At 70.4% G+C, this 19208-nt stretch carries 14 protein-coding genes and 2 tRNA genes; 12 read left to right on the top strand and 4 right to left on the bottom strand.

Translation table 11 applies throughout. The features are described from left to right. The first annotated feature begins 113 nt into the window (after positions 1 to 113). A complete protein-coding gene (locus tag ACFZCP_RS31960) occupies positions 114 to 2111 on the top strand; it encodes a protein kinase (protein WP_391433878.1) in 1998 nt (665 codons plus the stop codon). A gap of 65 nt (positions 2112 to 2176) precedes the next feature. On the opposite strand, the gene ACFZCP_RS31965 is transcribed toward ACFZCP_RS31960, so the two are convergent. After that, positions 2177 to 3604, bottom strand: coding sequence for an amino acid permease (locus tag ACFZCP_RS31965; RefSeq protein ID WP_391433881.1), 1428 nt, complete (start codon positions 3602 to 3604; stop codon positions 2177 to 2179). 247 nt (positions 3605 to 3851) lie between these two features. On the opposite strand from ACFZCP_RS31965, the gene ACFZCP_RS31970 reads away from it, so the two are divergent. Further along, the gene (locus ACFZCP_RS31970) at positions 3852 to 4337 is read left to right on the top strand and encodes a ribose-5-phosphate isomerase (protein WP_391433885.1); all 486 of its coding nucleotides are present in this window, start codon (positions 3852 to 3854) and stop codon (positions 4335 to 4337) included. A gap of 715 nt (positions 4338 to 5052) precedes the next feature. Beyond that, positions 5053 to 5862, top strand: coding sequence for a DNA-formamidopyrimidine glycosylase family protein (locus tag ACFZCP_RS31975; protein WP_391433888.1), 810 nt, complete (start codon positions 5053 to 5055; stop codon positions 5860 to 5862). A 169-nt stretch (positions 5863 to 6031) separates the two neighbouring features. Here the strand turns inward: ACFZCP_RS31975 and ACFZCP_RS31980 are convergent, their stop codons facing one another. Continuing rightward, positions 6032 to 7288, bottom strand: coding sequence for a GNAT family N-acetyltransferase (locus tag ACFZCP_RS31980; protein ID WP_391433891.1), 1257 nt, complete (start codon positions 7286 to 7288; stop codon positions 6032 to 6034). A gap of 174 nt (positions 7289 to 7462) precedes the next feature. Between ACFZCP_RS31980 and ACFZCP_RS31985 the strand changes: the two genes are divergently transcribed. Both ACFZCP_RS31985 and ACFZCP_RS31990 read left to right on the top strand, forming a co-directional pair. Then, positions 7463 to 8635, top strand: a complete 1173-nt coding sequence (locus tag ACFZCP_RS31985; protein ID WP_391433894.1) for a SpoIIE family protein phosphatase — start codon at positions 7463 to 7465, stop codon at positions 8633 to 8635. A 319-nt stretch (positions 8636 to 8954) separates the two neighbouring features. Continuing rightward, the gene (locus ACFZCP_RS31990; protein ID WP_391433897.1) at positions 8955 to 9446 is read left to right on the top strand and encodes an HD domain-containing protein; all 492 of its coding nucleotides are present in this window, start codon (positions 8955 to 8957) and stop codon (positions 9444 to 9446) included. A gap of 6 nt (positions 9447 to 9452) precedes the next feature. On the opposite strand, the gene ACFZCP_RS31995 is transcribed toward ACFZCP_RS31990, so the two are convergent. After that, a complete protein-coding gene (locus ACFZCP_RS31995; RefSeq protein ID WP_391433901.1) occupies positions 9453 to 10547 on the bottom strand; it encodes an acyltransferase family protein in 1095 nt (364 codons plus the stop codon). Between the two features lie 533 nt (positions 10548 to 11080). On the opposite strand from ACFZCP_RS31995, the gene ACFZCP_RS32000 reads away from it, so the two are divergent. Together ACFZCP_RS32000 and ACFZCP_RS32005 are read left to right on the top strand one after the other, a co-directional pair. Beyond that, a complete protein-coding gene (locus ACFZCP_RS32000; protein WP_362700393.1) occupies positions 11081 to 11275 on the top strand; it encodes a hypothetical protein in 195 nt (64 codons plus the stop codon). Positions 11276 to 11332: 57 nt separating this feature from the next. After that, positions 11333 to 13507, top strand: coding sequence for a protein kinase (locus ACFZCP_RS32005; RefSeq protein ID WP_391433906.1), 2175 nt, complete (start codon positions 11333 to 11335; stop codon positions 13505 to 13507). 215 nt (positions 13508 to 13722) lie between these two features. Here ACFZCP_RS32005 and ACFZCP_RS32010 read toward each other — a convergent pair. After that, a tRNA-Gly gene (locus tag ACFZCP_RS32010) sits at positions 13723 to 13793 on the bottom strand. 160 nt (positions 13794 to 13953) lie between these two features. Here ACFZCP_RS32010 and ACFZCP_RS32015 point away from each other — a divergent pair. The 5 genes from ACFZCP_RS32015 (at position 13954) to clpX (ending at position 18789) form a co-directional block, all read left to right on the top strand. Further along, positions 13954 to 14030: transfer RNA gene (locus tag ACFZCP_RS32015), tRNA-Pro, on the top strand. Positions 14031 to 14209: 179 nt separating this feature from the next. Continuing rightward, a complete protein-coding gene (tig, locus tag ACFZCP_RS32020; RefSeq protein ID WP_362700397.1) occupies positions 14210 to 15604 on the top strand; it encodes a trigger factor in 1395 nt (464 codons plus the stop codon). 386 nt (positions 15605 to 15990) lie between these two features. Further along, positions 15991 to 16596, top strand: coding sequence for an ATP-dependent Clp protease proteolytic subunit (locus tag ACFZCP_RS32025; RefSeq protein ID WP_362700445.1), 606 nt, complete (start codon positions 15991 to 15993; stop codon positions 16594 to 16596). A 70-nt stretch (positions 16597 to 16666) separates the two neighbouring features. Next, on the top strand, positions 16667 to 17332 hold the full coding sequence (locus ACFZCP_RS32030) for an ATP-dependent Clp protease proteolytic subunit (RefSeq protein ID WP_362700447.1): 666 nt from the start codon (positions 16667 to 16669) through the stop codon (positions 17330 to 17332). 170 nt (positions 17333 to 17502) lie between these two features. Further along, positions 17503 to 18789: an ATP-dependent Clp protease ATP-binding subunit ClpX gene (gene clpX, locus ACFZCP_RS32035; protein ID WP_391433910.1), complete on the top strand. Its 1287-nt coding sequence runs from the start codon at positions 17503 to 17505 to the stop codon at positions 18787 to 18789. Positions 18790 to 19208 lie beyond the last annotated feature (419 nt).

Below are 19208 nucleotides of genomic sequence, written 5' to 3' on the forward strand. Positions count from 1 at the left end.
ACTTGAAGAGGTACCACAAGATTTCCCCGCACTATGCTGGTACGGCCTGAAGTGTGACGCCGTGGTTCAGCAGAGACGGTCGTTGAGGGGGGTGCGGCGCATTGCCGGGAAATATGGGGGAATCGGGAGAGGCGGGAGCCGGCGGGATTCCGGGGCTGCTGGTGAACGCGCGCTATCGGCTGGTCGAAAGCATCGGGCAGGGGGGAATGGGGCGGGTGTGGCGGGCCGTCGACGAAATACTCGACAGGCTGGTCGCGGTGAAGGAAATCCGCATCGGCGGATCGGACGCGGAGGACATCCGCACCCGCCGGGAACGCACCCTCCGCGAGGGCCGTGCGACCGCCCGGATCGACCATCCCAACGTCGTGCGCGTCTACGACGTGGTGGACGAGGGCGAACGCCTGTGGATCGTCATGGAGTTGGTGTCCGGGCGCTCACTGGAGCGCATGATGACGGAGGAAGGGCCGCTGAGCCCGCAGGAGACCGCGCGCATCGGACTGGGCCTGGTGGCGGCCCTCGGCCAGGTCCACGCCGGGGGCGTACTGCACCGGGACATCAAACCGGGCAACGTCCTGGTCGAGGAGGGACGGGGCGGCGCAGGCGGTGCGGGCAGTGTGGGCCGCGTGGATGGCGCGGGCCGTGCGGATGGTGCGGACGGCGCGGGTGCCAGGGGGAGGGGGGACGGTGCCGGTTCCGTCCCCGGGGGCGGCACGGGCCGGGTGGTCCTCACGGACTTCGGTATCGCCGCGATCCAGGACGCCAAGGCCCTCACCATGGTCGGCATGCTCGTCGGCTCCCCCGACTACATGGCACCCGAGCGCATCTCGGGGCGCCGGCAGGGCCCGCCGTCCGACTTGTGGTCCCTGGGCGCGACCCTCTGCGCGGCCCTGGCGGGCCGCTCCCCGTTCTCCCGCGACACCACCCTGGCGACCCTGCACGCCGTCCTCTACGAGGAACCCCGACTCCCGTCGTCGGCAGGCCCGTTGCACCCCCTCCTCACCGCCCTGCTGGCGAAGGACCCGGCGTCCCGCCCCGCCCTCGCGGAGGTGGAACAGGCCTTGCGGCAGGTGGCGTGTCCAGTCGGTGCCGACCGGTCCGCTCCCGCTCCGACGGCAGGCGGCCACGCGACCGGCACACCGCATCCGGCCACCGGTCCGCCGGGTCCGGTAGGTCCGTCGGGTCCGGCCGGTCGGACCAGTCCGGCCGGTCAGAGCAGCCCGTCTGGTCCTTCGGGTCCTTCAGGTCCTTCGGGTCCTTCTGATCCGGCGGGTGCGCTCGGTCCGTCCGGTCCGCTCGGTCCGTCCGGTCCGTCCGATCGTTCCGGTGTTTCCGGTGTTTCCGGTGTTTCCTGTGTTTCCGGTCCGGGCGGTGTCTTTGCCGCGCGGGCCCGGACGGTGACCGAGCGGCGCCGCGTCACCTCGCCCGGAACGGTGGTTCCCGTGACCTCCGGCGGCTCCCGTCGCACCGCGCTGACGGCCGCGCTCGGAGTCGTCGCCGTCGCCGTCGTGGTCGCCGTACTGCTCGCCGCCCCGGGCGGGGGCGGCCGGGGGAGAGGCAACCGCGCCGGGGCCGACCCCGCCACCACTGCCACCTCGGCCACCGCCTCCCCCTCGTCGACCGCCGCGACCACCGGCTCCTCTCCCGCGGGTGTTTCCCCGTCCGTGGAGGGCACCTCCCGGCCGCGGACCCTGCCCGCGGGTGCCCGGACGGAGGCGGGCGGGTTCGCCTGGGTGCCGCCGCGGGGGTGGCGGCGGGACGTGAAGACGGCCGCCGAGGTGCACTACACCTCGCCCGACGGCCGCCAGGAACTCGTGGGCAAGTCCGCGCTGGCCCGGGGCGATCTCATGGACACCTGGCGACGCTCGGAGCAGAACGCCCGCCAGGGCCGGGACTACGTCAAGATCCGGCTGGCGCGGACCACCTTCCAAGGGCACCCCGCGGTCGTCTGGGAGTACACCTTCACCCTCAAGGGCACCGCCTGGCACGCCCGTCTGCTCGGCTTCGACGCGGACGGGACGTCGTACCAGGTCAACACCTGGTACCAGCCGGACATCGAACCGCAGGCCCAAAAGACGTACAGCACGGTGAAGGAGACCTTCACCGTGCTGTGAGTCGAAGAGAGGGAGAGAAAGGAGATGAGGAGGAAGGGGGAGGGAGAGGCAGGAAGGGGGACGGGTCAGGCCGTGGGGACCTTGTCGTTCACCTCGACCGCGGGTGCCTCGGTGGGGCGGCCCGCCGTCACCTTCTGCTTCACGAAGGCGATCACCAGCACGATCGCCGCGACCAGCAGGGACAGCAGCACGGTCGTACGGCCGCTGCTCTCGCCCTTGGTGTCGGTCAGCATGTAGCCGAGGACGAACACGATCAGACCGATCGTCGCCCAGGTCAGGTACGGGTACAGCCACATCTTCACGACGAGCTTCTCCGGCGCCTCACGCTGGATGATCTTCCGCATGCGCAGCTGCGAGGCGCAGATGGCCAGCCACACGAACAGGGCGACCGCACCGGAGGAGTTGACGAGGAAGAGGAAGATCGTCTTCGGGTACTCGTAGTTGAAGAAGACGGCCACGAAGCCGAAGACGACGGACGCGAGGATGGCCGCCATCGGGACGCCCCGGGAGGTGGTGCGGGCGAAGGCCTTGGGTGCGTCACCGCGCTGGCCCAGCGAGAAGGCCATGCGGGAGGCCGTGTACAGACCCGAGTTGAGGCAGGACAGCACCGAGGTGAGAACGATGAAGTTCATGATCTCGCCGGCGTGCGCGATGCCGAGGGAGTTCAGGGCGGCGACGTACGAGCCGTCCTTCGCGATCGAGGGGTCGTTCCACGGCAGCAGGGAGACGACGACCAGGATCGAGCCCAGGTAGAAGACGCCGATACGCCAGATGATGCTGTTGGTCGACTTGGTCACCGCGCGCTGCGGGTCCTCCGACTCGCCGGCCGCCAGGGTCGCGATCTCGCTGCCCATGAAGGAGAAGACGACCAGCAGCACACCCGTGAGGATCGCGCCGGGCCCGTTTGGCAGGAAGCCGCCGTGGGAGGTCAGGTTGGAGAAGGTGGCCTTGTCGGCGTGGGCGCCGGGCAGGACGCCGAAGATGGCGAGCAGGCCGACGACGATGAACGCGCCGATCGCGACGACCTTGATGCCGGCGAACCAGAACTCGAACTCGCCGTAGGAGCCGACCGAGACCAGGTTGGTCGCGGTCAGGACGGCCATCACGATGAGGGCCCAGCCCCACTGCGGGACGGCCGGTATCCAGCCTTCCAGGATCTTGGCGCCGGCGGTCGCCTCGACGGCGAGCACGACGACCCAGAAGAACCAGTACAGCCAGCCGATGGAGAACCCGGCCCAGCGGCCGAGGGCACGGTCGGCGTGCGCGGAGAAGGAGCCGGAGGTCGGGTTGGCGGCGGACATCTCGCCGAGCATCCGCATCACGAGGACGACGAGGGTGCCGACGAGGGCGTAGGACAGCAGGATGCCGGGGCCCGCAGTCGCGATGCCCGAGCTGGAGCCGACAAAGAGTCCGGCACCGATCACGCCGCCGATGGCGATCATCGAAAGGTGACGGTTCTTGAGGCCTGCTTGAAGTCCGGAACCAGGGGTCATGGGACGGAATTCCTTTGCGCCGGTGGAGCGATTCCCGTATGTGCAGGGGTGCCGTTGTGGGGCGATGTACGGGGTCTCGCACGAGCGGTGTACGAGCCGGTCCAGTGAATCGGAGGCGAACGGATTCGGGAACCTCCGAATCCGGATTGTTACTTGAGGTTTCCTTGAGGTTCAATGGTCTGGCTCACATTTTTCCGCGCCGAGACCCGGAGCTGCTGCCCTGAAAGGGGCGTGTCACACTCGTCCCATGCGCGTGTATCTCGGCTCCGACCATGCGGGCTACGAACTCAAGAACCACCTCGTCGAATGGCTCAAGGCGGCGGGGCACGAGCCCGTCGACTGCGGGCCCCACATCTACGACGCCCAGGACGACTACCCGCCCTTCTGCCTGCGTGCCGCGGAGAAGGCGGCGGCGGACCCCGACGCGCTCGGCATCGTGATCGGCGGGTCCGGCAATGGGGAGCAGATCGCCGCGAACAAGGTGAAGGGGGTGCGGGCGGCGCTGGCCTGGAGCGAGGAGACGGCTTCGCTGGGCCGCCAGCACAACAACGCCAACGTGGTGGCCGTGGGTGCGCGGATGCACAGCCAGGAGGAGGCGACCAAGTTCGTCGAGGTCTTCCTGAGCACGCCGTTCTCGGGTGACGAGCGCCACATCCGCCGCATCGACATGCTGTCGGACTACGAGACCACCGGCGAGCTTCCGCCGATTCCGGCGCACCACCCGCAGCAGTAGCGCCACCTCTCGGGGCACCGCCCCCTCCCACCGCGCCCACCCGCGCCCGCCCTCGCCCGACCGGCAAGGGCGGGCACAGCCGGATCCGGGGCGGATCGCACAGCGCCGCCGCCCCCGGCGGTTCCTCCCGTCCGTCCGCCGGCCCGGCCCCCCCCGGCCAGCAGGGGCGGGCGCGGCCGTCCCTGCCGCCCGGGCTGAGCGTCGGCTCCCGAGCGTCCCCTCGCACCTCCGGTCCGCTCGCTCGACCGTCCGATTTGTGCGCGCGGGCGTCCCTCGGATTGTGCGCGCGGGCGCCCCTCGGACGAAGTGCGCGTCGGCTCCCGAGCCCGCGCGTTCCTTCGCGCCTCCGGTCCGCCTGCTCGCCCGATCGACTTGTTCGGTGGGCGAGGACGGGCGCGGGTGGATCCTGGACGTGGGCAGTGCGGGGCTCGGGCCTAAGATCTCCGCCCTTCAGCCTCTGCCCTTCAGCCTCTGCCCTTCCGCCTCCGCCCCTCCGGCCCTCTGCCCCTCCCGTCCTTCCGCCTCTCCCTCTCTCCGCCTCCGGCCCTCTGCCCCCGCCTCTCCGTTCCTCCCGTCCCTGCGTTCCTCCCGCCTCTCCGTCCCTCCCGTCCCTGCGTCCCCCTGTGTCGGTCTTTCTCTCATTCGCCCGCCCCTCTGCCGACCGAGTCGGGTGGGTGGGTGGGCCGGCGCATCGGTTGGAAAGGAAGCCTCAGCCTTGCCAGAAGGGCACACGATCCACCGGCTGGCCCAGGACTACGCCCGCCGCTTCCAGGGCACCGCCCCGCGGGTGACCAGCCCCCAGGGCAAGTTCTCCGACGCCGCCGACCTGCTGAACGGCGCCCCCCTCACCCGTACCGAGGCCCACGGCAAACACCTCTTCCTGCGGTTCCGGGACTCCGACTGGATCCACATCCACCTAGGCCTCTTCGGCAAGGTCGGCTTCGGCGGGACCCCCGCACCCCCGCCGACCGACACCGTCCGCCTGCGCCTCGCGAACGACACCTCCTACGTCGACCTGCGCGGCCCCACGACGTGCGCCCTCATCACGGACGACGAGAAGCGCGCGATACACGACCGCCTCGGCCCCGACCCCCTGCGCGAGGACGCCGACCCCGCGGCCGCCTACGCCCGCATCCGCCGCAGCCGCACGACGATCGCCGCGCTCCTCATGGACCAGAAGGTCATCGCCGGCGTCGGCAACGTCTACCGCGCCGAGGTCCTCTTCCGGCACGGCATCGACCCGTACCGCGCCGGGAAGGACACCACCCCGGCCGAGTGGGACGCCCTCTGGGCCGACCTCGTCGCGCTCATGCGCGAGGGCGTGCGCCACAACCGCATCGACACCGTCCGCCCCGAGCACACCCCCGAGGCCATGGGCCGCCCGCCCCGCGTGGACGACCACGGCGGCGAGGTGTACGTCTACCGCCGGGCCACCCTGCCCTGCCACATCTGCGGCACCGGGATCCGCACCGCCGACCTCGCCGCCCGCAACCTCTTCTGGTGCCCGGCCTGCCAGAAGCCGTGACCGGACATCGCGAGCCTCGACCGGACCCGCAGGAAGCCGTGACCGGACGTCAGGAGCCCCGGCCGGATCTGTCGGCAGCCGTGACCGACGTCAGCAGCCGAGGTCGGCGTCAGCAGGCGTGACCGGACATCAGAAGACTCGGCCGGACGTCAGCAGGCGTGAGCGGATGCTAGAAGCCGTGCGGCAGCCACGGCACCACCGGTGAGCCGAACGCGACCGACGCCTCCGTCAGCGCGCCCCGCCGCAGCTCCCGCACCCGCCCGGCCGCGGACAGCGACAGCAGGGTCACGCCGCCGAGGTAGGCCGCCCCCAACTCCCGTACGGACAGCGACAGATCGGCCCGGTCGGTGGTGCGCTCGCAGGAAGCCCCCTTCGAGTCGCCGGTCAGCCGCCAGCGCCCGGTGTTCCAGGGGCAGAAGGCGTCCTCGACGTCGAACACGACGTCCACCGGCGTCTGGTAGGTGCGCGCCGCCAGCGCCGTACCGACGTCGACGAGGCGGACGTAGCAGGAGTCCCGCAGGCGCGGCCGGCAGCGCCGGATGTCGGAGACCAGGTACTGCCAGGAGTCGTCGAGCGGACGTCCCCGCACGGTCAGGGTCGTCATCAGGTCGATGTCGAACAGGAAGCGCCACAGCGCCGCGTCGGTCGCGGGGTCCAGCGCGGCGAGGTCCTCCAGCGTCACCGTGCCGTCGTGCCCGCTCGTCCCCCAGCCGAGCTTGGTGCGGAAGCGGGCGTACCCGGTGACCCGGCCGTCCCGTTCGGCGACCACGCACTGCAGCGCCGACGCCCCGTCCCGCTCGCTCTCGGGATCGAGCAGCCCCGCACGCTCCCAGCCGGGCTGCCGGGCCAGCATGCCGGGCCGCAGCGGCACCAGCGCCGCGTACACCGCCTCGCACGCATCGAGGACGTCGGCCGGCTCCGCGTACCGCAGCCGCACCTCGTCGGTGCCGGCGGGCAGGGCCAGCGTCACCCGGCCCGTGTCGATCTCGGCGTGCAGCTGGAACGTTCCGGCCCCGTAGCCGAAGCGGCCGTAGATCGCGGGCTCGGACGCGGTCAGCACCGCCAGCGGCTCGCCCAGGGCGCGCACATCGTCCAGCTGGCGCCGCATCATCGAGGTCAGCACCCCGCGCCGCCGGTGCGTGGCCGCCACGCTGACCATGGTGACGCCGGCGGCGGGCACCGACTCCCCGCCGGGCACGGTCATGCGGAAGCTGAACGCTCCGGCCGTCCCGACGACGGTGTCCCCGTCCCGGACGACCAGCGAGCGGTCGAACTCGGTGAGTGATTTATCCAGTTCGCGCTCTTCGCCCGATGCGGGACCGGCGCCGAAGGCGCGGATCAGGTGGTCCCACCAGCCGTCCCATTCCTCCGGTCGCAGCACGTTCGTCTCGGTCGCTCGGGCCTCGCTCGCACGTTCAGTCCCCATGAGGCATGCCTATCAGGGCATTGCGGGACGAGCCAGTGAATTCTCCCGGGCGGCGGCGCGACGGCACGCAGTGCCGTTCCCTGTGAAGCGGAACCGCGAAGTTGGGTCTCTCACGGGGGACAAGTGGGACCTCCCGTGCCAAGCGGCGGGTCCGATGGATAGGGTCCCGAACTAATGGCAGCAGGACGAGGGCGGCGCGCGAAGGCCGAGAAGTTCACGGCCCGGTGGAAGATGCAGTGGCACCGGGTCCGCGTCGGCCTGCGCAGAAGCGCCGTCGACTACTTCCGCGGTGACGGCTCCGACTGGATCGCGTTCGCCGGTCTGCTGCTCACCATCCCCGTTCTCGCGGCCATGACCCTCGCCAACTCGGTGTGGTGCTCCCCGGCCACCCTGGTGCTGCCGATCGTCGCGGGCGGCCTGGTGCTGCGCCCGGCGAGCCTGCTCGGCCTGTACGCGGCGGGCGCCACCGCGCTGATCGTGGAGTCGGTGCGGCTCGGCCCGTACACGGAAGGGCCTTCGCGGGTCACCCCGGGCGTGGTCCTGGTGGTCGCCGCGTGCGGCTTCTTCGGGCTGCTGACCGCGCAGTTCCGCAGCCGGGTCGGTGTGCCCTGGCGGCGCGGCGGCACCATGCTCTTCGACCTGCGCGAGCGCATCCGGGTGCAGAGCAAGCTGCCGAAGCTGCCACAGGGCTGGCACCACGAGATGGCCCTGCGGCCGGCGGGCGGGCAGTCCTTCTCCGGCGACTTCGTCGTCGCCGCCCGGACCAACGGCGGCCGCACCCTGGAGGTCGTCCTCACGGACGTGTCCGGCAAGGGCATGGACGCGGGGTCGCGCGCCCTGCTGCTGTCGGGGGCGTTCGGCGGCCTGCTGGGCTCCCTTCCCCCGCACACCTTCCTCCCGGCCGCGAACGGATACCTGCTCCGCCAGGACTGGGAGGAGGGCTTCGCCACCTCCATCCACCTGGTCCTCGACCTGGACTCCGGCGACTACGAGCTGTACTCCGCGGGCCATCCGCCGGGGCTGCAGCTGAGCGCGGGCAGCGGCCGCTGGGAGGAGAAGGCCGCCGACGGTCCGCTGCTGGGCGTGTACGACCTCGCCCAGTTCGACTCCGTGAAGGGCTCGCTGCGGCCCGGGGACGTGCTGATGCTGTTCACGGACGGTCTGGTGGAGACCTCCGACCGGGACATCGTCGAGGGCATCGACCGGCTCACCGGCGAGGCCGACCGCTACGTCGCCGGCGGCTTCCACGGCGCCGCCTGGCATCTCATCGAGGCGGTCGCGAAGGACGTCAACGACGATCGCGCACTGCTGCTGATCTGCCGCGAGGCGTCGGCGCCCGCCCGCTGACCCGGCGCGGCGGACCCGGCCACCCCGGCGGACTCTGCCATCCCGGCGGACCTGACCACCCCGGCGGGTCCTTCTCTCCCGGCGGGCTCTTCCACTCCGGCGGACTCTGCCATCCCGGCGGACCTGACCACCCCGGCGGGTCCTTCTCTCCCGGCGGGCTCTTCCACTCCGGCGGGCTCGGCCACTCCGGCGGACCCGGCCACCCCGCCAGGCCCGGCCACCCCGCCGCCCCGCCCGGACCGGCCGCCCGGCGGAGCTGTCGCGGTCGGGGTCTCCCCCCGCCCGGATCCGCGGATGGGCGCCGGGAGACACTCGAGGGATGACCGAGACCCACCTCACCCTGGCAGAGGTCGAGCACCTCGCCCGCACGGCCCACGCGGGCCAGACCGACAAGGCAGGACGGCCGTACGCCGAGCACCTCGCGGCCGTCGCCGAGGGCGTACGGGCCGGCGGCGGGGACGCCGAGCAGATCGCGGCGGCCTGGCTCCACGACGCCGTCGAGGACGAGGCGCTGTCCGAGGAATGGCTGACGGCGGCCGCGCTGTCCCCGCGCACCAAGGCCGTCGTACGGGCCCTCACCAAGAGGCCCGGGGAACAGCCGGAGGCGTACGCGCGGCGGATCCTCGCCACCCCGGGCGCGCTGCTGGTGAAGGAGGCGGACCTGGCGCACAACGCCGACCCGGACCGCCTTGCCGTCCTCGACGGGCCGACCCGGAAACGACTGACCGAGAAGTACGGACGGATGCGCGCACTTCTCGGTCTTGAGCTTCCTCGGCCGGCCCGGGACGGGCTTGGGCCGGACGCGGGCTAGACGGGGCTAGACGGCGACCTTCTGCCGCTCGCGCTCCGTCCTCTGGCGCTCGCGGGCCAGTTCGGCCGCGTCCTGCCGGAAGGCCCACTCCATCTTCGGCTCCATCGCGAAGCGGAACACCCGCTGCACCGGCCGGGTGCACAGCAGTGTGACGGCCCCGGCCGCGAGGACGGTCACCAGGATCTCGCCGAGCGGACGGTGCAGCCAGGCGTGGTCGAACCAGCCGCGGTAGTCGCCGAACTTCACCAGGAAACCGTGCAGCAGATAGCCGTACAGGGTGCCCGCGCCCAGCGCCGTGAACCACATCCTGCGGCGCGGCACCCAGGCGAAGAAGCAGGCCGTCAGCACCAGCGAGCAGCCCATCATCGCGAGGACCATCACCGGGCCGCACCACCACGGGGCGCCCAGTTCCTGCGCGGAGTCGCGGTGGTAGAACCACGCGGTGTTCATGCGCGGCACCGCCCACCAGCCGACCGCGAGGGCGGCGGCGAACACCGGCACCGAGGCGATCCGCACCCAGCGGCGGCGCACCAGCTGGAAGTGCTCGGGCTTCATGGTCAGGCCCAGCACGAAGTAGGGCAGGAACTGCAGGACCCGCTGGAGGTCGAGGTCGTCACCGATGCTCGGGGTGACGGTGGCCAGCATGGCCACGCCGAGGGCGACCGGGAGCGGCCAGCGCACCAGTTTCCAGATGGGGGTGGTGAGCCGCCAGACCAGCAGGGCCACCAGGAACCAGGTCAGGTACCAGGGATCGAGGAGGCTGATCTCCTCGTGGGAGCCCACGACGGCGTTCTTGAAGAGCGGGTAGGCCGTCTCGAAGAGGACGTACGGCACGGCGACGCCGGTGATCAGCCGCTTCAGCCGGTCCGGGCGCATGTCGAAACTGCGGGAGAAGAAGCCGGAGATGATGATGAACGCCGGCATGTGGAAGGTGTACACGACGGTGTACACGCCCTCCAGGATCCGGCTGTCCCCCTTCAACGGCTCCCAGACGTGGCCCATCGCGACGAGCACGATCGCCAGGTACTTGGCGTTGTCGAAGAACGAGTCGCGCTGTTTGCCCGGTCTGTCCGTCGCCGGCTGCCGCCCCTGCGTACTCATCGGGGTGCGCGGACTGGGCACTCCGTCCGCCGGCGACTGTGCCGGGGGGAGAGGACTGCGGTTCTGGCCGGGGGACGAGGCGGCGTCAAACATCTCAGGCACCCTAGCGTCGACTGTGGGATTTCGTAAAACACCCGTGGTCCTTCCTGGTTATCGCCTCCGGATACCCGCTGATTTACATAACTTGCCACCCCTGTCCACGTGATGGTGGGCACAGCGAACCCCACCGTTCAGCCGTGATGTCCCAATTCATCCCGACTAAATGGGGCATACGACGCCTCTGTGTCATCAATTCGAATTACCTGCGCACAAGATGTGTGGACACGGCAACGAACTCGCGCAATTGCCCGTGGTGCGATGCGCAGGTGCCCCGTCCAATTACTGTGCGGCCTCTCGTCCGTCCCCGGGACGTTGTTCAACGTTGTGTCACGAGCCGCATGGGGCGGTCGGGTTGGTGGCACCATGGTTCACGGCGGGGGTGCGCGGGGTACCTCCGGGCCGGGAGAGCGGACCGACCGAGGGTGTGATCAGTTGTGGCCATTTCACTGTCTGTGGTGCTGCTGTTGGCGATCATCCTTGTGGTGTTGATCCGAGGGGGAAACATCAAGACGGGCCCGGCCATCGTCGCCGTGCTCTTCGGGTTCTTCCTCGCCTCGACCGGCATGGCGCCGTCCATCACCCGGTTCATGAACTCGATAGCGGAGACCATCAACCAGATCAACTTCTGACCCGGTGGGGCGGACCGGCGGAGTTGGACAACTGAAACTGCGGGGTGACGTACCGGGATGGCGCTGCGCGACTCGGACCCGGCGGACGTGGGCGGCTACCGGATCGAGGACCGCCTCGGCACCGGCGGCATGGGCGTGGTCTATCTCGCCCGCTCGGCGTCCGGCCGTCGGCTCGCCCTGAAGGTCGTCCACGCCCAGTACGCCGACGACGACGAGTTCCGCGCCCGCTTCAGCCGCGAGGTGTCCGCCGCCCGCCAGGTCAGCGGCGCCTTCACCGCGCCCGTGGTGGACGCCGACGCCGACGCGCCCCACCCCTGGATGGCCACGCTCTACATCCCCGGCGAGGACCTCGGCACGCATGTCCGCCGCCACGGCCCGCTGTCACCCCACCCCCTGCGTGAACTCGCCGCCGGTCTCGCCGAGGCCCTGCGCGACATCCACCGCGCCGGCGTGGTCCACCGGGACCTGAAGCCGGCCAACGTGATGCTCGCCGAGGACGGCCCCCGGGTCATCGACTTCGGCGTCTCCCGCGCCGCCGACCTCGCCCCCGCCGACGCCCTCACCCAGACCGGCCGCGTGATGGGCACCCCGCCCTTCATGTCCCCCGAGCAGTTCACCTCGCCGAACGAGGTCGGCCCCGCGACCGACATCTTCTCCCTGGGCGCCGTCCTGGTGTACGCGGCCACCCGGCGCGGTCCGTTCGACAGCGCGAACCCCTGGGAGACGGCGACGAAGGTCGTCGAAGGCGCCCCCGAACTCGACGGCCTTCCCGACGACCTCCTCCCTTTCGTCCGCCTCTGCCTGGAAAAGCACCCGAAGTCCCGCCCATCCCCCGACGAGCTCCTGACCCTGCTCCGCGAGGGACGGCTGCCCGGGCCGAGGCCGGACCCCGCGTCGCCCGGCTCCGCGTCGCCGGACGCCACCGCGCAGGTCCGGCCGCGCCGGCGCGGCCGCAGGGGGTGGCTCCTGGCCGGGGCCGTCACCGCCGTCCTGGCCGCGCTCGCCGGTACGACGGTCGCCGTCACGCGCGGCGGCGACGGCGCCCCCGGCAACCTGCCGGCCGGGTGGCACGCCTGGCACCGGCAGTCGAAGGACCCGACCGCCGGCGACTCCGACAGCGGGACCGGCGGCAGCGCCTTCAACCGCTGCGCCGCCGCCGGCGCCTCCCTGGTGTGCGCCGGGGACACCCTCATGGCGACCCGTTTCGCCCTGGCCGACGGCCGCAACACCTGGACCTACCCGCTCGACCCCACACCGTCCGACAACGGCGGCGGCTTCGGCGGCACGGTCATCGGCACCCACGGCGGCGTCGCCTACGTCTGGGGCGCCGACGACCACACGCCCAAGAACGACGCGGGCACCTCCCTGACCCGCTACTCGATCCAGGCGGTCCGGGCGGACACCGGCAAGGTGTTGTGGCGGACGGTGACCGGCGACGGTGACAAGGCCGACGGCGGCGACGGGAGCTACGCCGTGGCCACGGCCCGGGGAGTCGTCACGGTCCTCGGCGACCGGGGCGAGTCGTACGCCCTGCTCGACGCCCTCGACGGCAAGGTCCGCTGGAAGCACCCCCTGCGGTACTCGGGCGCGGACGACAGGGGCGCCTGCCAGCTGAGCGGCGCCGCCGGGCGCGTCTACGTCCTGTGCGGATCCTTCGGCAAGGGCTACCACGTCGTCCGCACGAGCATCGCCCAGCTCGACCCGGCCACCGGCCGGCCCCGGTGGACGGTGACGGCCAAGGGCGCCCTCAGCGTCCTGGGCGAGAGCGACGGCCACCTCGTGCTGACCGACGCCGCCGACACGCTGCGCACCCTGACCCTGCTCGACGTCTCCTCGCACATCCTGACGGCCGTGAAGCTGTCCCACGCCGAGTCCGCCATGAGCGGCGTCTACCTCGCGAGCGGGACGGTCTACCTCACCTTCACCAGCGGCAGCGTCCACGCGTTCTCGCCGCGCACCGGCCGGCTGCTGTGGCGGAGCAATTCCACCGTCGAGCAGCCCGGCCCGCCGACGGCCACGTCCACCCGCCTCTACCTGGCCTCCCCGACCGGCCGTCTGGCAGCCCTCGACGCCGCCACGGGCAAGGTCCTGGCCACCCTCCCCGGCCGTGACGACGGCGGCACCGCCGACTCGACCGGCCCGGCCGGCGCCGCCCTGGTCCGCGTCGGCGACGCCCTCTACGTGCCCTACGGCCTCCGCTCCGTGTTCACGGTCAACACCCGGGACCTGTGAGATCCACGAGACTCCTGGGGGCGCGAGGGTCGATTGCACCCACATGGGCGCATGGGGGCGCAAAGGTTCATGGCTCGCGAGGGGCTCCTGGCGGCGCAAGGCCGCATGGCCCACGAAGGCTCACGGGGCGCGAGGGTTCCCGGGTTCCGTGGGCCCCGGAAAACAGCCAGGGGCCCGGTTCCGCCGAAGCGGAAACCCGGGCCCCTGGGCCGCAGAGCGGGCGACGGGAATCGAACCCGCGTAGCTAGTTTGGAAGACTAGGGCTCTACCATTGAGCTACGCCCGCAACAGCGCGCCGCAGGTCGGTGACCGCGGCACTGCACAGCATCGTAGCGGGTCGTCCGCCGCTGAGGCCAACGTGTGGGACTGCGGCGATGTCGCGCGCGGCGGTGAACAAAGCGGCCGACGGATCCGGCCCGGGCATGTACCCTACGTCTCGCACCAGACGGGGTGTGGCGCAGCTTGGTAGCGCGTCCGCTTTGGGAGCGGAAGGCCGTGGGTTCAAATCCCGCCACCCCGACCACCGGCTCACGTCACCGTGATGATCGCCTTTTGGGGCGCTGAGTGGCTGCGGCTACTATGCAAGCTGCGCGCCCGTGTGTCCCGGCCCACTCGGCCTACGAACTCCTCCGGGCGGCGAAATCCGCCGGACCAGTCTGGCTCCGGCAGAAACCAAGAAGTCAGCCACAAGGAGACCGAACCGTGAAGAGCGCCGTGGAGACCCTGAACCCGACCCGGGTTCGGCTCACTGTCGAGGTGCCCTTCGAGGAGCTCAAGGACAGCCTCGACGCGGCGTACAAGAAGATCAACCAGCAGGTCACGGTGAAGGGCTTCCGCAAGGGCAAGATCCCGGCCCGCGTCATCGACCAGCGGTTCGGCCGCGGTGCGGTGCTGGAGGAGGCCGTCAACGACGCGCTGCCGAAGTTCTACACCGAGGCGGTCAACGAGGCCGAGCTGAGCCCGCTGGGCCAGCCCGACGTCGACATCACGGAGCTGAAGGACGGCGAGACGCTGAACTTCACCGCCGAGGTCGACGTCCGCCCCGCCCTCGAGATCCCGGACTACTCCGGCATCGAGGTCGAGGTCGACGCCGTCGAGGTCACCGACGAGGACATCGAGAAGTCGGTCGAGCAGCTCCGTGAGCGCTTCGCCTCCACCTCCCCGGTCGAGCGTGCCGCCGAGGACGGCGACGTGGTCACCGTCGACCTGGAGGCCAAGGTCGACGGCGAGGTCCTCGAGGACGGCATCGCCAACGGTGTCTCGTACACCATCGGCTCCGGCGAGCTGCTGGACGGCATCGACGACGCCGTGAAGGGTCTGGAGGCCGGTGGCGAGGCCACCTTCACCTCCGAGCTGAAGGGCGGCTCCGCCGCGGGCAAGGAGGCCGAGGTCTCCGTCAAGGTCACCCAGGTCGCCGCCCGCGAACTGCCCGAGCTGGACGACGAGTTCGCGCAGCTCGCCTCCGAGTTCGACACCCTGGACGAGCTGAAGGCCGACAGCCGCAAGCGCCTGGCCAACATGAAGCAGTACGACCAGGCCACCCAGGCCCAGGAGCGCGTCCTGGAGAAGCTCCTCGAGCTGGTCGAGGTCCCGGTCCCCGAGAAGCTGCTCGAGGACGAGATCAACACCCGCAAGCACAACCTGGAGCACCACCAGCTCGGCCAGATGGGTCTGGACCTCGACAAGTACCTGGAGATCCAGGGCAAGACCGCCGAGGAGTTCGACACCGAGACCCGCGACGCCGCGGTCAAGGGCATCAAGACCCAGTTCGTCCTCGACGAGCTGGTCAAGAAGGAGAACCTCAACGTCAGCCAGGAGGAGCTCACCGAGCACCTCATGCGTCGTGCGGCCTCCTCCGGCATGTCCCCCGACCAGTTCGCCCAGGCCGTCGTGGAGCAGGGCCAGGTCCCGCTCCTGGTCGGCGAGGTCGCCCGCGGCAAGGCCCTGGCCGTCGTGGTCGAGGCCGCCACGGTGAAGGACACCAACGGCGAGGTCGTCGACCTGGAGGACGAGGACGAGACCGAGGCCGCCATCGAGACGGTCGAGGCCGCCGAGGGCGCCACCGAGGGCTCCGACGAGGAGAAGGCCGAGGGCTGAGCCCTGCGGCGTCTCTGACGACCTGGACGGGCCCCGGGGACTTCCCCGGGGCCCGTTTGTCGTACCGGCCCGGATCGGCCAACCTGAAGGGGCGCGGGGAACTGCGCGACAAGCCCCCCACGTACCCGCAGCCCGCAGACAGCCGCACCACCCCTCGACGGAACCGGCCCGGTCCCGGGGGCGGAGCCTCTACGCCCCCGGCGAACACCCGCTTCTCCGGGATTCCCCGAAGGGACCCGCGCGTTAGGGTCCATGAATACGGGGGCAGGGGAGTCTCCTGAAGCCCCCCGGCAGGACCTCGCGGGGAACACGCAGGACCCCGCGGGGAACACGTGAGACGGCCCGGCGCCGTCGCAAGACGAGCAGGTGGATACGTGACGAATCTGATGCCCTCCGCCGCCGGCGAGCCTTCCATCGGTGGTGGCCTCGGCGACCAGGTCTACAACCGGCTGCTCAACGAGCGGATCATCTTCCTCGGCCAGCAGGTTGACGACGACATCGCCAACAAGATCACCGCCCAGCTGCTGCTCCTTGCCGCCGACCCGGACAAGGACATCTACCTCTACATCAACAGCCCCGGCGGCTCGGTGACGGCCGGCATGGCGATCTACGACACCATGCAGTACATCCCGAACGACGTGGTCACGATCGGCATGGGCATGGCGGCCTCGATGGGCCAGTTCCTGCTCACCGGTGGTACCACCGGCAAGCGCTTCGCCCTGCCGCACACGGACATCATGATGCACCAGGGCTCCGCGGGCCTGGGCGGTACGGTCTCGGACATCAAGATCCAGGCCCAGTACCTGCTGCGCACCAAGAAGACCATGTCCGAGCTGACCGCGCTGCACTCCGGCCAGACCGTCGAGACGATCATCCGCGACGGCGACCGCGACCGCTGGTTCACCCCGGAAGAGGCCAAGGAGTACGGTCTCATTGACGAGATCATCACGCACGCCTCGGGTGTTCCGGGAGGCGGCGGCACCGGTGCCTGACCGGCCCGGCCACGCCATGCACCGCCACGACCCCAGCCCCCAGAACGCCACCAGGACGGTGAACACCCTCATGAGCAACTTCCACGGCGCCGCCAGCGGCATGTACGAAGGGCCCCGGCCCGACAGCCGTTACGTCATCCCGCGCTTCGTCGAGCGCACCTCCCAGGGCATCCGCGAGTACGACCCGTACGCCAAGCTCTTCGAGGAGCGCGTGATCTTCCTGGGCGTCCAGATCGACGACGCCTCGGCCAACGACGTCATGGCACAGCTGCTGTGCCTGGAGTCGATGGACCCCGACCGGGACATCTCGATCTACATCAACAGCCCCGGCGGCGACATGACCGCCCTCACGGCGATCTACGACACGATGCAGTTCGTGAAGCCCGACATCCAGACGGTGTGCATGGGCCAGGCGGCCTCCGCCGCGGCCATCCTGCTCGCCGCCGGCACCCCGGGCAAGCGCATGGCGCTGCCGAACTCGCGCGTGCTCATCCACCAGCCGGCCGGCTCCACCGGCCGCGGTCAGCTCTCCGACCTGGAGATCATCGCCAACGAGTTCACCCGGATGCGTGAGCAGCTGGAGAACATGCTGGCCAAGCACTCCAACCGGCCGATCGAGAAGGTCCGCGAGGACATCGAGCGCGACAAGATCCTCACGGCCGAGGAAGCGCTCGAGTACGGCATCGTCGATCAGATCATCTCCACCCGGAAGATGAACAACGAATCCGTCCGCTGACTCCGAGCGGCATCTCTCGGGACCCCTTGGCAGGGTGCACGTCAAAGTGAACCCTGCCAAGGGGGACCCGAACACGGGGCCCGGCAAGGTACCGTCGGACATAAGGCAGCACCAGGAGCGGCTGGACTCGAAAGCGTCCGGGCGTCTCCCAGGCGAAGGGGAAGCACACCGTGGCACGCATCGGTGACGGCGGCGATCTGCTCAAGTGCTCGTTCTGCGGCAAGAGCCAGAAGCAGGTCAAGAAGCTCATCGCAGGGCCCGGTGTGTACATCTGCGACGAGTGCATCGATCTCTGCAACGAGATCATCGAGGAGGAACTCGCCGAGACGAGCGAGGTGCGTTGGGAGGAGCTCCCGAAACCCCGCGAGATCTACGAGTTCCTGGAGGGCTACGTGGTCGGCCAGGAGGCCGCCAAGAAGGCCCTCTCGGTGGCGGTGTACAACCACTACAAGCGGGTCCAGGCAGGCGAGAACGGCGGGGCCCAAGGCCGCGACGACGCCATCGAGTTGGCGAAGTCCAACATCCTGCTCCTCGGCCCCACGGGCTCCGGCAAGACCCTGCTCGCGCAGACCCTGGCCCGCATGCTGAACGTCCCCTTCGCGATCGCCGACGCCACCGCGCTGACGGAGGCGGGCTACGTGGGCGAGGACGTCGAGAACATCCTGCTGAAGCTGATCCAGGCGGCCGACTACGACGTCAAGAAGGCCGAGACCGGGATCATCTACATCGACGAGATCGACAAGGTCGCGAGGAAGAGTGAAAACCCTTCCATCACCCGGGACGTCTCGGGCGAGGGCGTCCAGCAGGCCCTGCTGAAGATCCTGGAGGGCACCACGGCCTCCGTGCCGCCCCAGGGCGGCCGCAAGCACCCCCACCAGGAGTTCATCCAGATCGACACGACGAACGTGCTGTTCATCGTGGGCGGCGCCTTCTCGGGCCTGGAGAAGATCATCGAGGCTCGGGCGGGTGCGAAGGGCATCGGCTTCGGCGCCACCATCCGCTCCAAGCGCGAGCTGCAGTCCAAGGACGTCTTCGAGGACGTCATGCCGGAGGACCTGGTCAAGTTCGGCATGATCCCGGAGTTCATCGGCCGCCTGCCCGTGATCACGAGCGTCCACAACCTGGACCGCGAGGCCCTGCTCCAGATCCTCGTCGAGCCCCGCAACGCGCTCGTCAAGCAGTACCAGCGCCTCTTCGAACTCGACGGCGTGGAGCTGGACTTCGAACGCGAGGCCCTGGAGGCCATCGCCGACCAGGCCATCCTCCGCCAGACCGGCGCCCGCGGCCTGCGCGCCATCATGGAGGAAGTCCTCATGTCCGTGATGTACGAGGTCCCGTCCCGCAAGGACGTGGCCCGGGTCGTCATCACGGCGGACGTCGTCCACTCCAACGTCAACCCGACCCTGATCCCGCGGGACGCGCGGGGGCGGGGCTCGGGCGAGCAGAAGACGGCGTAAGGGCCAGGGGTATCGCCTCCTGACACGGCAAGACCGCCACCTCGTGAGAAGTGGCGGTCATCCCTGCGTCGTTCCTGGTCTGCGCGGGCCCGTTCGGTGGCACAGGGCTCAGTGCGATGCAGGCTCCCTGGGCGACCCCGTTCTCGACCCCGATCTCGACGAGCCCCTTCCAGCAGAAGGGGTTCGGGGACCAGCCCACCACATGAAGCGCCTTGTTGGAACAGGCGGCCTTCACCTTGGGGCCCACGACATAGCCGTGAGCCCGGACGAAGTTGGTGCAGCCGGAGTAGTAGCCGGCTGCTGCCGCCGGCGTAGCCGTTGCGATCGGTGTGAGGATGGCGGCCGCCGTGATGCCCGCCGCTGCCAGCGTCTGGCCGACCCGCAGTGATCTCATCTCAAGTCCTCTCTTTCGCGGAGCC

The organism is Streptomyces sp. NPDC007971, assembly GCF_042958635.1.
Classification (GTDB): Bacteria; Actinomycetota; Actinomycetes; order Streptomycetales; family Streptomycetaceae; genus Streptomyces.